The 14285-nt window shown below is 64.0% G+C and carries 10 protein-coding genes and 2 pseudogenes; 5 read left to right on the plus strand and 7 right to left on the minus strand.

Annotated features, from left to right (window positions below):
• Window positions 1-24 precede the first annotated feature (24 nt).
• The 4 genes and pseudogenes from QZT63_RS09030 to QZT63_RS09050 form a co-directional block, all read right to left on the minus strand.
• Complete coding sequence (locus tag QZT63_RS09030) at window positions 25-159, minus strand: hypothetical protein (RefSeq protein WP_290650475.1); 135 nt, start codon at window positions 157-159, stop codon at window positions 25-27.
• A gap of 67 nt (window positions 160-226) precedes the next feature.
• Window positions 227-565 (minus strand): hypothetical protein, encoded by a 339-nt coding sequence (locus QZT63_RS09035; protein WP_290650477.1) that lies wholly within the window; start codon window positions 563-565, stop codon window positions 227-229.
• 862 nt (window positions 566-1427) lie between these two features.
• A pseudogene (locus QZT63_RS20055) lies at window positions 1428-1726 on the minus strand (CcdB family protein).
• The gene (locus tag QZT63_RS09050; protein ID WP_290650482.1) at window positions 1726-1971 is read right to left on the minus strand and encodes a type II toxin-antitoxin system CcdA family antitoxin; all 246 of its coding nucleotides are present in this window, start codon (window positions 1969-1971) and stop codon (window positions 1726-1728) included. The pseudogene QZT63_RS20055 and the gene QZT63_RS09050 overlap by 1 nt, the downstream one beginning before the upstream one ends.
• Before the next feature lie 83 nt (window positions 1972-2054).
• Between QZT63_RS09050 and QZT63_RS09055 the strand changes: the two are divergent.
• The 5 genes and pseudogenes from QZT63_RS09055 (at window position 2055) to QZT63_RS09075 (ending at window position 6784) form a co-directional block, all read left to right on the plus strand.
• A pseudogene (locus tag QZT63_RS09055) lies at window positions 2055-2327 on the plus strand (nucleotidyltransferase family protein).
• A 304-nt stretch (window positions 2328-2631) separates the two neighbouring features.
• Window positions 2632-2883 (plus strand): helix-turn-helix domain-containing protein, encoded by a 252-nt coding sequence (locus QZT63_RS09060; protein ID WP_290650483.1) that lies wholly within the window; start codon window positions 2632-2634, stop codon window positions 2881-2883.
• Window positions 2883-4196, plus strand: a complete 1314-nt coding sequence (locus tag QZT63_RS09065) for a type II toxin-antitoxin system HipA family toxin (RefSeq protein WP_290650484.1) — start codon at window positions 2883-2885, stop codon at window positions 4194-4196. The genes QZT63_RS09060 and QZT63_RS09065 overlap by 1 nt, the downstream gene beginning before the upstream one ends.
• Window positions 4197-4550: 354 nt before the next feature.
• A complete protein-coding gene (locus QZT63_RS09070; protein ID WP_366636531.1) occupies window positions 4551-5555 on the plus strand; it encodes an AI-2E family transporter in 1005 nt (334 codons plus the stop codon).
• Between the two features lie 101 nt (window positions 5556-5656).
• Window positions 5657-6784, plus strand: coding sequence for an aminotransferase class V-fold PLP-dependent enzyme (locus QZT63_RS09075; protein ID WP_290650485.1), 1128 nt, complete (start codon window positions 5657-5659; stop codon window positions 6782-6784).
• 197 nt (window positions 6785-6981) lie between these two features.
• Here QZT63_RS09075 and QZT63_RS09080 read toward each other — a convergent pair whose 3' ends face one another.
• The 3 genes from QZT63_RS09080 to QZT63_RS09090 form a co-directional block, all read right to left on the minus strand.
• Window positions 6982-7842, minus strand: coding sequence for an aldo/keto reductase (locus QZT63_RS09080; RefSeq protein ID WP_290650486.1), 861 nt, complete (start codon window positions 7840-7842; stop codon window positions 6982-6984).
• A 24-nt stretch (window positions 7843-7866) separates the two neighbouring features.
• Window positions 7867-13005, minus strand: coding sequence for a RecQ family ATP-dependent DNA helicase (locus tag QZT63_RS09085; RefSeq protein WP_290650488.1), 5139 nt, complete (start codon window positions 13003-13005; stop codon window positions 7867-7869).
• 372 nt (window positions 13006-13377) lie between these two features.
• A complete protein-coding gene (locus QZT63_RS09090; protein WP_290650489.1) occupies window positions 13378-14238 on the minus strand; it encodes a DUF547 domain-containing protein in 861 nt (286 codons plus the stop codon).
• Window positions 14239-14285: the final 47 nt, after the last annotated feature.

A 14285-nucleotide genomic window follows, 5' to 3' on the forward strand; every position in this document is an offset into this window, starting at 1 on the left:
AACCACCGCGTTGTTGCCGGAGCGCTACTCGCCGTTGTCGATGTAGTCGCTGAACACGCCAACGCTGAACTCGCCCTGGGTCTGCGCGGTACCTGTTGCGGCAAGCAGCGCGACGGTGCCCGCGCACGTGGTGATGATGTTGCCGTGGTTTCGGGCCATGGTGACCTCCGTCTGATAGCGAATGTCAGGAAGCCGCAGAGAGCCGGTCGGCTGCCTGGGGAGCCATCTAGGCTGCGGGCCGGCGGCCTCGCTCAAGGCGAATGCGCCGGTCGGTACCCACGGCGTCCAGCAGTCCCGCGGCCAGCGCCGGATCGGCATGCGCCAGGACTTCCCGGATCACCTGGTCCGACACCGAGTCCAGCAGCCGTTGGCGGTCGTCTTGCTCCAGTGCGCCGAGCAGGCGGCAGCGGTCCGCCGGCCGACTTTCCAGGAACACGACTGCGGCGCGCCAGCGGGGCAGGGCACGGATCGTTTCAACGCAGGATTGGGCCGGTAGCGTTGCAAGTTCACGGGCCATGACACGGGGCAGCGTGGATTCCAGGTTGGCGCGGTTGATTTCCGTCATGGTGCATCCTCCCGGCAGTGGTCCGGGCGTTCCACGCCCGGACCGGGTGTATGGTTTCACAGGCTGACCGGCAGCAGCCAGGCGGCGATCATGAAGTAGACGGCCAGGCTGCTGAATTGTTGCTCCCATTAAACACATTTTCTCATGGCCGACGCGCACTGCCTTTCTCTGAAAATACCGAAACAGTGTTTTCAGAGAAAAGCACCCCATCAGCCGGTCAAAAAACCGCATTTCCTCGCAGACGAACGCAGATGACGCGTGGGATAAAGCCGCGCTTGCGCTGCCGCAATCGGTTGCTGATATTTCTTTTCTGAGGAGAACCAGGCCGTGCCGGCCTGGAAGAAGCGCCGCGGGTGCGGCGAGGACTTCAGGCGGGCAGGACGGCCGGGCGTGGTCCGCTCAGGCGGATATCCCCGGAATTCCAACATCGACTACAAGGATCGTCCATCGTGTCTTTCTGTTGCCTCGCTACGGGTCCTTTAAGTGCGCAGAACTATACTGTTTCACGCTCCCGGGCGCAACCCCTCGTGAAGCCTTCCTATTCACGCCGCTTTGCAGGCGCGAGCGGAACGTGGGGGAGCCTGAATTCATCCTGATTCCATGCAGGCTGGTTCATCGCTGTTTCGGTATGCAGGAGGCTGCCCGACTTTCAATATCGTGCGCCGCGGGACTACGGTGGCCTTCATCACTACATCGGCAATGCGGCAGCAACCGGCATCAATCCTCACCCGGCAACGGAACCCGGACCACGATCCGGCGAAGCCCCACCATACCCGGCGCGGTTGCCGCGATCCGCAGGGCGGGGGATTCCCGACGCCTCGTACGCGCCGACGTACGGCCAGAGGTGGCCGGTCCAACCTGTTCAGAAGTCTTGCAACAAGAAGTCTAACGCGCCGACGATTTCCGTATGACGGTCTTCAAGAGTGGCGACTGGCTTGCCCAAGGCCGAGCCGGGCACGGCCGAAAGGAACTGAGTCAGCATGGCAAATTCTTGAGGTCCCAGACGAAAAACTGGGTTCAGCCTGCAGCCGGCGTGGGCGAATGATCGAGAGGCATCAGCGGAACGACGACGCGCGTGTTGTAATCCGCCAAGAGGTTTGCCTGCAGATCGAGCAGATAGCCGCGTTCATCCGGATTGGCATGAACGCCGAAGTGGCCCATCAGAACTGACGGTAGTGCCCGAGCGGCAATCCATGCCGCTCCACATAGGCGTTGGCGCTTTCGATCGCCTGCCGGTTCTCGCGCAGCCAACGCGCTTCGCGCTCGGTCGCGATCGCCCGTGCAAGCCCGATTTCTGCCGCCGTCGACACGTTCACCCCAAGTTCTCGCGCCTCTGCCAACAAGTCCTCACGAAGCGATACGTTGGTGGCGCGCTTGCGGGGCTTGGGGCGGGTTTTTTGAGCCATTGGTCCTCTCTGCACTGACTTTCCGCCAATATACCGAACATAAGGTATGGGCATGTCGATGCGCATCAAAACTCCGCACGCCAATGCGGCAGCGACACGCACACAAGACTCGCCTGGCGCACGAGTATGGCGTTAGAGAGCTGGCGCTGATTGGTTCGGTGGCGCGGGATGACGCAACGGACACGAGCGACATCGACGTGCTTGTGCAGTTCGATGGCACGGCGACTGCAAAGCGGTACTTCGGCGTGTAGTTCTACCAGGAGGACCTGCTGGGCTGCCCTGTAGACCTGGTGTCGGACAAAGCGCCCCGCCCGGAGCTGCGGCCGTACGTCGAACGCGAAGCGATTCATGTCTGAGAGCAAATCGTCCCAACGCGAATGGGTCTTTCACCTTGATGGCATGATTGCCTTCGCTGAGAAAGTCCAGGCCTATACCGCCGGCCTGGTTCAGGCCGACTTCGTTCGGGACGCCCGCGGTGGATCTGGTGGTGCGCGCCAAGCAGGGTGGACAGTGACTCGATGTCAACTCGCACCCGTAATTTGGGGGTGATTACCGCATAAAGTCATTTTATAGCGTATGGCACATAAACAAAGCATATGCGCCATACCCGATATTGCTAGTTTATCGGATACGGCACATAATACGGTCGGGGTGAACATCATGGCCGACCTCGCACGCACACCGAAACAAATCGGCAACCTGGTTCGCCGGGCGCGGAAGATGCGTCGCCTTACACAGTCAGAGCTTGGCGCGATGGCCGGACTGCGCCAAGAGACCATCTCGCTTATCGAGACCGGCAATCCGGCTACGAAGCTCGAGACCATGCTGGCGGTACTCGCGGCGCTGGATCTGGAGTTCCGGATTATGCCGCGATCGAAAGGCGGGGGTGCCGATATCGAGGATATTTTCTGATGCCGCGCCGCCGGCGCCATGAGCCCCTGCGGGTCCTCCTGAATAACCGTCTTGTCGGTCACCTGAGCAAGGCGGCGAGTGGCGCCATCGCCTTTCACTATGATCAAAGCTGGCTGGACTGGGAGCATGCGCTTCCGGTCTCGCTCTCCCTGCCCTTGCGCGAGGATGCCTACCGGGGCGAGCCGGTTGTCGCCGTGTTCGACAACCTACTGCCGGACTCAGGTGCGCTCCGCCGGCGCGTCGCCGAGAAGGTCGGCGCCGCCGGCACCGACGCCTACAGTCTACTCGCCGCCATCGGGCATGACTGCGTCGGCGCCCTGCAGTTCATCAGTCCCGACGACGACATTGCCACGGATACCGCGGCCATTGCAGGCGAGCCCGTGGACGATGCCGCGATCGAGAAACTGCTCATGGGCCTCGCGCAGGCACCGCTGGGTCTGGACCGGGAGGATGCGTTCCGTATCTCTGTCGCCGGTGCCCAGGAAAAGACCGCGCTGCTATGGCATGGGGGGCGCTGGCTCAAGCCGCACGGCACGACGGCGACCACGCACATTTTCAAGACGCAGATCGGACGGCTGCCTAACGGCATAGATCTCTCGGACAGCGTCGACAACGAGTATTACTGCCTGAGGCTCGCCGCCGCCTTCGGTCTACCCGTCAACAATGCCGGGATTCGAACGTTTGGAGCGACAAGGGCGCTTGTGATCGAACGGTTCGACCGGCGCTGGGCTAAGGACGGACGCTTGCTTCGTCTGCCGCAGGAGGACTGCTGCCAGGCCCTCTCGGTACCGCCGACCCTAAAATATCAAAACGACGGTGGCCCGGGTCTGGTCCAGGTGCTGGATTTGCTGAAAGGCAGCGATAACCCGGCCGCGGATCAGGTCACGGTGTTCAAGGCGCAGATATTGTTCTGGCTGATCGGTGCCACCGATGGGCACGCCAAGAATTTCAGCATTTTCCTGACCCCCGGTGGCAGCTATCACCTCACGCCCCTTTACGATGTGCTCACGGCACAGCCAAGCCTCGATGCCCGCCAAATTGAGCGCAAGCAAATGCGGCTTGCCATGTCGGTCGGCACGCGCCGCCATTACAAGATCAGTGAAATCCAGGCGCGGCATTTCATACAGACAGGTGAGAAGACGGGGCTGCCTAAAGCACTTGTGCGCGATGCGCTCGCGGAAATGGCCGCTGCCGCTGCAGGGGCCATCGAGACAGTCGAAGGCGAACTGCCGGCGGATTTCCCGCCTGCGATTCATGACGCCGTGAAGGAGGCGGTTACGGCGCGCGTGCGCAAACTGGAAGAAGTCGCGTAAGCGCGTCCGCATCGCGCGTCATTAAGGAGGTCTTCCCCCTCGGCATGGGGTTCATCGTTGGCACCGGCTTGCGGTGCAGCGGGCCGCTGTTGGATGGCGGCGAAGCCGGGTGATACCCTCGATCTCGACTGGGCGCCCGGCATCGCTATCGGCATCGGCTCCGGATCGGCCAGCCGGTCGCCTGAGCGGCGGACGGAGTCCCTCATGCTCGGTTGCGGGCTGACATACCGTTGTCTGTCCAAGCCCCGATATAGGCCTTGACGCCGACCCCACAGCCGGAGGCGCACCATTTCCCCAGGGCGCGACATCAATTGGCCCTCCTGGTTCGCGGCCGTAGCGACGGCCGCGATCGTTCTGGTGGTCCTCGTCCAGGGCCGCTACTTCCTCATCCCGCTGGCCATCGCCGTGCTGCTGTTCAGCCTGACCAGCGCCGCCGTTGACCGGCTGACCCGCCTGCGGCTCGGGCCGATTGCATTGCCGAACTGGCTGGCAAGCCTGATCAGTATCTTGCTGGTGCTCGCGGCGATGCTCGTGGTCCTGCGCATCCTCGCCGACCAGATCGAAGCGGTTATCGACGCCGGACCGCTCTACATCGAGCGCGGCCAGCAGTTGGTCGCAACCATGGCCGCCTGGTTGGGCGACGACGCTGCCGCCGGCATTCGCCAGGCTTTCGAGGCGGTTGATTTCGGTGCCTATATTCGCGCCTTTGCCGGGTCGGCGGGCTATGCCCTGTCGGCCGCCGTGCTGATCGTGCTCTATATCGGCTTTCTGTTCGCCGAGCGCGCCCGGTTCCACGAAAAGCTGGCCCGCCTGCAACCCGACCCGGCCCGGGCCGACAATCTGCTGCGTATGTTCCGCTCGATCACCCGCAGCGTTCATCGCTACATTCTGGTCAAGAGCGCGGTCAGCGTGATAACCGGACTGGTGGTCTATCTGGTCATGCGCGCCTTCGGCCTGCAATTCGCCGAAACCTGGGCCCTGCTGACCATGCTGCTGAATTTCATTCCCAACATCGGCTCGATCATCGCCACAGCGATCCCGACGCTGGTTGCGCTGGTGCAATTTGAGAGCTGGACGCTCGTCGTTCTGCTCTTCGCGACCATTGGACTGATCCAGTTCGCCGTGGGCAACATCCTCGAGCCCAACCTGATGGGCCGTTCGCTCAATCTCAGCCCCTTCGTCATCATCCTATCGCTGACGTTCTGGGGAGCAGTCTGGGGCATCATCGGCATGTTCCTGGCCGTGCCGATCATGGTCATGCTGCTGATCGTCTGCGCGCACGTGCCGTCTCTGCACCCAGTGGCCGTGTTGCTCTCGCGCGATGGTGTTCCCCTGCCGGACGAGGAGCATAAGGGCTGAGCTGACCCAGGGCCGGCGCGACCGCTGCTCGGCGGGATCGTGCTGGTCTCCACGGTCTCCGACCGCTACCCTGCCTCGGACTCAACAACGGAGGTACCTAGATGCCTGCCCTGCACCCACATATCGATCCCGACGGCTTGATGGAATTTTCGGTGGTGTTCACCGATCGATCCCTGAATCACATGTCGGCGGCCTTTCAACGTGTCATGCGCGATATCGACGCCATGCTGCGCGAGGTCTACGGGGCTGCCGCCGTCGCACTGGTTCCCGGGGGCGGAACCTACGCCATGGAGGCGGTGGTCCGGCAGTATGCGGTTGGCAAGCGGGCGCTGATCGTGCGCAACGGCCTGTTCTCCTATCGCTGGTCGCAGATCCTGGAGGCCTCAGCGCTGGCGGCCGACGCTACCGTCGTCATGGCACGGCCGACCGGCAATGCGGTGCCCAGTCCCTACGCCCCGCCGCCGCTGGCCGAGGTCGTTACCCGGATCCGCGAGACGCGCCCGCACCTGGTCTTCGCGCCGCATGTCGAGACCTCGGCTGGGGTGATTCTGCCCGAGGACTATGTCCGCGGCCTGGCCGAGGCCGCCCGCGAGGTCGACGCCCTGATGGTGCTGGACTGCATCGCGAGCGGCTGTGTCTGGGTGAACATGGCCGAGACCGGGGTCGACATCCTGATCTCCGCGCCGCAGAAGGGCTGGTCGGCCTCGCCGTCGGCCGGCATGGTGATGTTCTCGCGGCGCGCCGAGGCTCTGTTGGCCGAAACCAGCTCGGACTCGTTTGCCATGGACCTGAAGAAATGGCGCGCGATCATGAAGGCCTATGAGGATGGCGGTCACGCCTATCACGCCACCATGCCGACCGATGCCCTGGCCGGGCTGCGCGACTCCATGGTGGAAACCAAGTCCCGCGGACTTGCGCAGGTGCAGGCAGCGCAGTGGGAACTGGGCGATGGCGCCCGCTCTCTGCTCGCCGCCAAGGGCATTGTCTCCGTGGCGGCCGACGGCTTCGGTGCGCCGGGGGTGGTGGTCGGCTATACCGACGATCCCGATCTACACAATGGCCGGAGGTTCCAGGCTGCGGGAATGCAGATTTCCCCTGGCGTGCCGCTGCAGGTGGGCGAAGGCCTGGGGTTCCGGACGTTCCGGCTCGGTTTGTTCGGCCTCGATAAGCTGACTGACGTGCCTGGCACATTGGCGCGCCTGGGCGGAGTCCTAGACCGGGTAGTGTAGCCGAGCTGCCCACCTCCCGGCGCCGCAGGGCTTGCGTTTGCAGCCTCAGAGGCGGGCCACGCCGGGGGCGGCGATCACGCTCGCCAGGGGGATTGAGGCCGTCGATTTTGCGCGGCGGATCCGGCAGCAAGGTGTCGGCCGCCCTGATCCGACCGCCCGGCATGCTGTCTGCGATGTCTTCAGCCGGCAAGCCCGCCTCAGCCGGGGTTGTCCCAGGCGGGCGCCCGGCCCGCCGGGTTGATGATGCGGCCGTCGGCGCGCGCGAGGCAGGCGATCTCCCCCATTTCGGAGTCGCTCAGCTCGAAGTCGAAGATGTCGAAGTTACTGTGTACCCGTTCGGCCTTCGACGTGCGTGGAATGGCAGCCACACCGGGTTGCTCGTATTGCCAGCGCAGGACCACCTGCCCTGGCTCCTTGCCGTGGGTCCTGGCGATGCGGCGGATCACCCCCTCGTGGAATATCCGCCCCTGGCCCAGTGGGCAATAGGCAGTCAGCGCCATGTCCTGGCGCGCCAGCTCTTCGCGCAGCGCATCCTGCGCGAGGTAGGGGTGGTACTCCACCTGGTTGGTGACCAGCGGGGCATCGGATTCGGCCACCGCCTCGCGCACCAGCGCGACGGTGAAATTGCTCACCCCGATGTGCCGCGTCAGGCCGCGCCGGCGGGCGTCGTTGAGCGCGCCCACGCTCTCCGCCAATGGCACATCCGGGTTCGGCCAGTGCAGGAGCAGCAGATCGACGTCATCCAGGCCGAGCCGCTTCAGGCTCTCCTCGGCCGAGCGCTGCAGGTCACCGTCGCGGAAGCGGTCGACCCACACCTTGGTGGTAACGAGGATCTCCTCGCGCGGCACGCCGCTGTCACGAATGCCGGCGCCGACGGCTTCCTCGTTGTCGTAGATCTGCGCCGTGTCGATGTGGCGGTAGCCGGTGACAAGCGCATCGCGGACCCGTGCCCGCGCCACAGCGGGCTCCAACTGGAACGTACCGAACCCGATTTTCGGGATGTGTACGCCGTTGGCCTCGACGACGCGTGCACCGTTGGCCTCGACGATGTCGATCATCTGCAGTCTCCGGTGGCAGGGGGATCACTCAGGCAAGAACACGACTTCGGGTAGCGCCACTTCCCAGTGGTCACACCGCAGCATGCGCTGGTAATTCGCGTCTGAGCCCTCGCGCCGGCGAACGATAACAGCGGCGACTCGAACTTCAGCCGGGCGCCGGCCCGGTCGGATGCTGAATCGTTGTGCCATGCGCCCGATTTGCTGATCGCGGTCATCAAAGAGCGCCCAGCGGCCATCGACCTCGCGCAGATGCAACGTATCTCCCGGCTCCAGTGCCGCGAGCGCGTGGTGTACCGGATGCCGGGGTGCATGGCGGCCTGCGTAGCTCAGATCGACATCGCGGGGATTGAGCTGGGTGTACTCGCGATCGAGCCATGGCTGTGGTTCGCCGCTCAAGGCGTCGTCGCGGATCTGCAAAGCCTCGAGCGCGGGCAGGGATGCGATCAGCGGGTTCGCGCTATTCAGCCGGCCGAGCGTCAGTGTCTCCATGGCCCGTGTCATGGCCACGTAGTAAAGGCGCCGTGGTGCATCCGGATCTTCGCCGCGGTCGTGGCGATCCCAGTTACCGTCGAGGATGGCGACGTGAGCAAACTCCAGGCCTTTTGCCCGGTGGGCGGTCAACAGCAGCAGGCCGTGTTGCTTGCGGCGCAGCTCACGGCCCCACTCGACCAGCCATTCGACCAGGTTCTTCCACGGCATCTCGGCCTCGGTCACCTGCAGCGCATAACCATCGATCGCCTCCCGCAGTACGTCCCACCAGTGCGTTCCCGGTTTGTCCGCAAGCCACGTGCGAACCTGGCTGGCAGCGATCAATGGTTCATCGTCGCCGTGTGTCTCGAGCCAGTGGATCAGTGCCTGCGTTTCGCGCAACCGCCAGAAGGGTGCCGCCTCATCACGGGCGAGCTGCACCGGGATGCCGTGGTGCTCGCACCAGGCGCGTACGGGATCAAGGAATTTCCATTCCCGGGCGATGACGGCGGTCTGCGTCCACTCCCAGTCGGGATCCAGCTCGGCCAGGCGCTCCAGCTCGTTCATGACCGCGACCGCCTGCAGGCGCGGATCGTCCACCGGTGGCAGGCACTGCACGCGCCCGCCGCCGACCGGATCCAGTTTCTCCCAGCGCCCGCCTGGGGGCTCGTTCCGGCGGCCAGCGTTAATCACGATCGGATGTTTCGCCTTCATCCGCTGCTGCGCCGGCTGGATCAGTGCGTTGCTCATCGTGATGAGATGACGTGTCGCCCGATAGTTTTCGATCAGGTAGGCCGGCTTGGCCGAAAAATCGCTCTCGAAGCGGCGGATGAACTCCACTGAAGCACCGGCGAAGCCGTAGATGTTCTGATCGTCATCGCCCACCGCGAACAGGGAGAGTTTGCCGTCGGCGTCCTCCAGCGTGCGCCCGGCCAGCGCGGAGATCAGCTCGTACTGTTCGCGACCGATGTCCTGGTATTCGTCGACCAGGATCCAGCGGAACCCGCGCAGCAGTTGCTCGCGCTGGGCGTCCGCCTCCCCGGGCGGCAGGCCATCGCCCCGGAGTAGGCTCGTGGCGCGCGCAAGGATGTCACGGAAGTAGTCCTTGTCGACGACGTCGCGCCGTGCGAACAGGCTTTCGCCGGTCAGCCGCAGCGCCAGTGCATGGCAGGTCAGTATCGTCACCCCGGAAGCCTCCTCCGCGACCAGGGCGTGCAGGCGCTGGCGGATCTCGACTGCGGCGTGCCGGTTGTAGGCCAGGGCCAGGATGCGTTGCGGGCGTTCGCGCTGGACTCGAATCAGATAGGCAATGCGATGGACCAGCACGCGCGTCTTGCCGGAGCCCGGCCCAGCGAGAATCAGCACGTTGGTCTGCTGGCGTTCGTCGGTGACGATTTCCTGCTGCTGGCGGTTGCGCAGCGACTCCACGATCTCGCGCCAGGAAGTCGGCGTGGTCTGGCGCTTCAGCTCCGGTTCGCGTCCGGGCATCCAGTGCGTAATGAACTCGTCGCGCCGCAGGCGGAAGTAATCAAAGGCAAGCTGCAGCGCCTCGGCCATCTTCTCGCGCCCGCGCTGCGCGTACTCGGCCATGATGTGGATCTGGGTGGACTGATTCTGGTAATGAATGGATAGCGGCTGAAAGTCGGTCCTGTTGAAACGCCGCTTTTCGGCTGACAGGCGAATGGTCATCGCCGGCCGGAACACCGCCAGCCCCTTATTCAGGCGAATGACATTCTGCTCATGCAGCCAGAGCAGGGCATGGTCGACGAGTCGCTCCGGTCGTTTCATCCGGCCCTGCAGCGCAATGTCGCCGTTGACGGCCGCCACCAGTTGGCCGAGGGTCGTCTCGGCAAGCTTGTCCTTGCCGCGCGTGCCTTCAGGCAACGCGCCCTCCAGGTGCGCGAGCAGGACTGCGGCGGCATCGCGGCGTAGCTCGGCCGTCTGGCGCAGCGCTGCCCATTCCCGGTTCAGGGTGACCTGCACGGACTCGGCATCGAAGCTGCGCAGGCCGATGCTGCCACCACCGCCATCCTCGCCGCGCCCATCGGCACTGAGGCTCTTCAGCAGCCGATGCAGCTTGTCCGGGAGCGAGTGCTCATGGCCTGCATCCTTCAGTCGCTGATTCGCATGACGCAGATGCAGGACGGAGGCTTCCCCTCGCGTCAGCTCCGGCGCATGTTCGACCATCTCGTCGATCAGCGCCTTCTCCAGCCCCACGACCTGTTCAAGTCGCCGGCGCGAGGAATCCTCCACGGCGACGTGCATGTAGGCGGTCAGCGCTGTGTCATTGCTCGCGACCCCAAGGCTCTCAAGATCATGGAGTGCGGTGCGAACACCCTGGGAGGACAGCCCGGAGGCTGCCATGAGTTCGTCCGTGGAAATCCCCTCGTCCGCATCGGCAGTCAGCAGGGCGTCGACGATGTGCATCAGCTGTTTGCGGTAGTCATCATGTTCGATGCGCTTTGCGATTAGACGGTGCGCCTCGGCGGCCGAGCCAATGCGCAGCGACGACGGGAACACCTGGACGTAGTTCTCCTCGCGCGACAGCAGCGCGGTTTCCTCGAGCCACGCCACCGCCGTGCGGACGCGGGTATCGTCGGTCGCCGTGTCGCGTTCGAAGGCGCCGCTATCCTCTTCGACGAGGATCTCCCCGGTCGTCGCGACGATGTCCTCCTCGGCACCCTTCCAGCGCTTCAACCGGCGCAGCGAGCGCAATACCGCATTGATCTCCCGCCGCGTCAGCCGCGAGCGCGCGGACATGGAGAACTGGCGCTCGATGTCCGGTTCCGTCTCCATGAGGATGCACTGCGCAGGCCGCTGGTCACGGCCGGCGCGTCCCGCTTCCTGCAGATAGTTCTCCAGCGAGCCGGGAATGTCGGCATGGATCACCAGGCGGACATCCGGTTTGTCGATGCCCATACCGAAGGCGTTGGTGGCCGCGATGACCTGGATCTCGCCGGCGATGAAGCGTGTCTGGGTGTCCTGTCTTGCCTCCGGAGGCATGCCCGCATGAAAGTGTGCCGCCACCAGCCCCTGGTTGCGCAGGTAATCGGCGATCTCCTCGGTGTTCCTGCGCGTCGAGCAGTAGACAATTGCTCCGCCGTCGACAGGCTCAGGCATCTCCTGGCGCAGGACCTCGTGAATGTGGGGGAGCTTGTGCTCGCGGCTCGTGGGGATGACCGAGAAGTCGAGGTTTTTCCGATTCGCACCACCATCGAATACGTGCAGTTCGAGTCCGATGTGGTGCCGGAAATGGTCAACGATGTCATCGACCACGTCCGGCTTTGCCGTCGCCGTCAGGCACATCACCGGCGGGATCTCGTGGTTACCCGCGCGCTCGCGGATGAAGCGTCCGATGTAGCGGTAGTCCGGGCGAAAATCATGGCCCCATTTGGACAGGCAGTGCGCTTCGTCGAGTACCCAGGCACCGATCGCGCGCTGTTCGAGTGCCCGGCGAAACGTCCGATTGCGCAGTTGCTCGGGCGAGACGATGACGATACCGGCGTCACCCATGCGGATACGTTGCAGGGCATCGGCGCGCTCCGGCATCGACAGCATGCCGTTGATGGTTACGCAGCAGCCGATCCCGCGGGCCTCGAGCCCCGAGACCTGATCCGACATTAAGGCGACGAGCGGTGAGATCACCACCGTTAGCGCGCCGGTCTTGTCGAACCGCGACAGCGCCGGGATCTGGTAACACAGTGACTTGCCCGTCCCGGTAGGCAGAATCCCGAGGAGGTGCTCGCGGGCCATCGCGGCCTTCACAATCTCCGCCTGCAGCGGTTGGCCGCTGGCGTCGGCCGGTTCCGGCCGAAACTCGGCGAAGCCGAACCAGCGTGTCAGCTCCCGCCGGGGATCATGGCGCTCGCGGCACCAGGCGCATTCAGGGTTGCCACAGGGCTGGTCGCGAAGTGCGCGCACGATCCGGCCGGCATCCGTGAACTGGTGGAGCACCCAGGGCGGCATCACCGAGTTGCCCCCGGCCACGGACAGCCAGGCGAGAGCGAAGGCGAACGGCCAGCCCTGATCATGCGCGTTCGCCAGCATCTCGTGCACGTGGGTGACACAGGCCCGGCCATCAAGAAACCGGCGGATCGCCCGGGCTGCTTCCTCGTCGCCCGGGCGCCGTGTTCCCCGAATGGTCGTGAAGAATGAATCCATTCCCCTGCGTGGATCCTCCTGGGTGGTCAGCCAGTGCCAGCCCGACACCAGGACGGGATCGGCCCGGGCGAGATCGCGCAGCGCCGCCCACTGGTCCGAGAACAGCTCCAGCACCAGGCGCGCGTCGAGTTCGGGATTGTTCCGCTGGCCGCCCTGGATCTGGCCGTCCTGGTAATGCTTGACCAGCCGGTGATAGGGGTTCTTCGGAAAGGCGAGCGGGTTGAGCCGGAGCGTGTCGACACAGGGCAGGGCGAGGATGCCCAGGTCGGCACGGGCGGCACGTAGATGCGGAAGGTCGAAAGCAACCAGGTTGTGGCCGAGCAGAAACCGTACGCCCTCGGCGAATGCATCCAGCTGCTGCAGCGCGTCGCGAACCTGTTTCGCTCCGGTGGCAGTCAACGCCTCGCCACCGTCGCCCCGCACGGCGGCAAGCTTGTGGATTCGGCGATCCTTGATGCCGACCTCAAGATCGATCGACAGCGCCCGGGGCGCCAGGCGCTTGCCGGCTTCCGTGTCGGAGGCGATCTTTGCCATTACATCTTCCATGGCCTGCCAATTCTGCAGTCCCGACTGCGCTTACTCAGAGTACCGGTCTGCTGTGTGCGCTGCATGTGAGGGAGTATGCCTGCTACCTGTCCGACAGCGGAAGTCGGCACCTCACACCCCAACAAGCGCTATGCTGCGCGGGTTGCGATGGGCAGGGAAGCAGTAACAGCTACCGCAGGCTGGACGTGGGGGAGTTTCGGGTATGTTCATGCATGAACAAACGACGAGTCACCGATGACAATGTCTAAGGGATGCCATGAGTCAAGCAATCCAGCGGGACGACGTGCTGGCGATCCTGCGGCGGTGTCTTGGATCTGGACACCGCGCACTTTGAGGGCCTAATGGATGTAGTGATGGCGACTATCGGTCGAACTCGGGGAAGTTCTCTGGGGCGTTCAGGGTCCAGTCGTAGTCGATGTGACGGATCCGGGTCGTGTCCTCCATCGCGTCGATGACGTGGTCGTCTGCGTAGGCGCGAATGAAGTCGCGAACCGAGCCCTCTTCGCGCACGTAGTCTTCCTCGTACCAGTCAAAGAGTTCCGTGAGATACAGCGTCTCCCCCTCCACCCTCAGATGATAGTGGGTGTTGAAGGCCATGCGCGTGTTCTCGGTCAGTAGATCATCCACGTTCTCCGCAGTGTAGATGTCCGTGCGGAGCGGAGGGCAACCGACCGAGGCGCAGTTCACCGCGAAGTGAACGCGAGCCTCGGCCCATCCGCGTTCCCAGTACGCATCTCCGAGAAGAATCCCTTTCTCCATGTCGTCCAGGCTGTACGTCTCGCCGCCCACCTCGAACAGCTCCCGTTCGAACACGTTGTCGCGGAACGGATTAATGCGCCCGCCGTAATCCCAGACCGAATCCACCAGTTCGCCGTTCGGCCGCTCCTCGAGAATGTGGGCGATCATGAAGAAGTTGTATGCATTCAGCCAGAAGGCGTTGGCAGTCTTACGATTGTCGATGTCGGAGGTGTCGAACCCGGCAAGGCGTTCCCGTTGCCGTTCCAGCAACTCCATGGTGTCGTCATCTTCAAGAGCTGCCCGGTAGTCAAAGGCTGAGACGAGACCGCCATCTTCCAGGGGACGTTCGGTCAGATAACGGTCCAGTAGTTCCTGGTAGTCGCCGAAGGCGTCCGCCGCCACACCGTCGCCGAATGCCTGAGGAGTCCAGGCCGCCAGAAAAAGGGCAGAGAGTCCCGGGATCAGTTTGCGTGCATCTACCATTGGACAGTCTCGGTTGCGTGTCATGCCAGTCATGGGTTTAGGTTTCG

Origin of the sequence: Aquisalimonas sp., from assembly GCF_007120195.1 — a bacterium.
GTDB lineage: Bacteria > Pseudomonadota > Gammaproteobacteria > Nitrococcales > Aquisalimonadaceae > Aquisalimonas.

Excerpts from the sequence above, each read along its gene's own strand:
- QZT63_RS09030 (WP_290650475.1), bottom strand. The coding sequence starts at position 159 with ATGGCCCGAAACCACGGCAACATCATCACCACGTGCGCGGGCACCGTC.
- QZT63_RS09035 (WP_290650477.1), bottom strand. The coding sequence starts at position 565 with ATGACGGAAATCAACCGCGCCAACCTGGAATCCACGCTGCCCCGTGTC.
- QZT63_RS09050 (WP_290650482.1), bottom strand. The coding sequence starts at position 1,971 with ATGGCTCAAAAAACCCGCCCCAAGCCCCGCAAGCGCGCCACCAACGTA.
- QZT63_RS09060 (WP_290650483.1), top strand. The coding sequence starts at position 2,632 with ATGGCCGACCTCGCACGCACACCGAAACAAATCGGCAACCTGGTTCGC.
- QZT63_RS09065 (WP_290650484.1), top strand. The coding sequence starts at position 2,883 with ATGCCGCGCCGCCGGCGCCATGAGCCCCTGCGGGTCCTCCTGAATAAC.
- QZT63_RS09075 (WP_290650485.1), top strand. The coding sequence starts at position 5,657 with ATGCCTGCCCTGCACCCACATATCGATCCCGACGGCTTGATGGAATTT.
- QZT63_RS09080 (WP_290650486.1), bottom strand. The coding sequence starts at position 7,842 with ATGATCGACATCGTCGAGGCCAACGGTGCACGCGTCGTCGAGGCCAAC.
- QZT63_RS09085 (WP_290650488.1), bottom strand. The coding sequence starts at position 13,005 with ATGGCAAAGATCGCCTCCGACACGGAAGCCGGCAAGCGCCTGGCGCCC.
- QZT63_RS09090 (WP_290650489.1), bottom strand. The coding sequence starts at position 14,238 with ATGGTAGATGCACGCAAACTGATCCCGGGACTCTCTGCCCTTTTTCTG.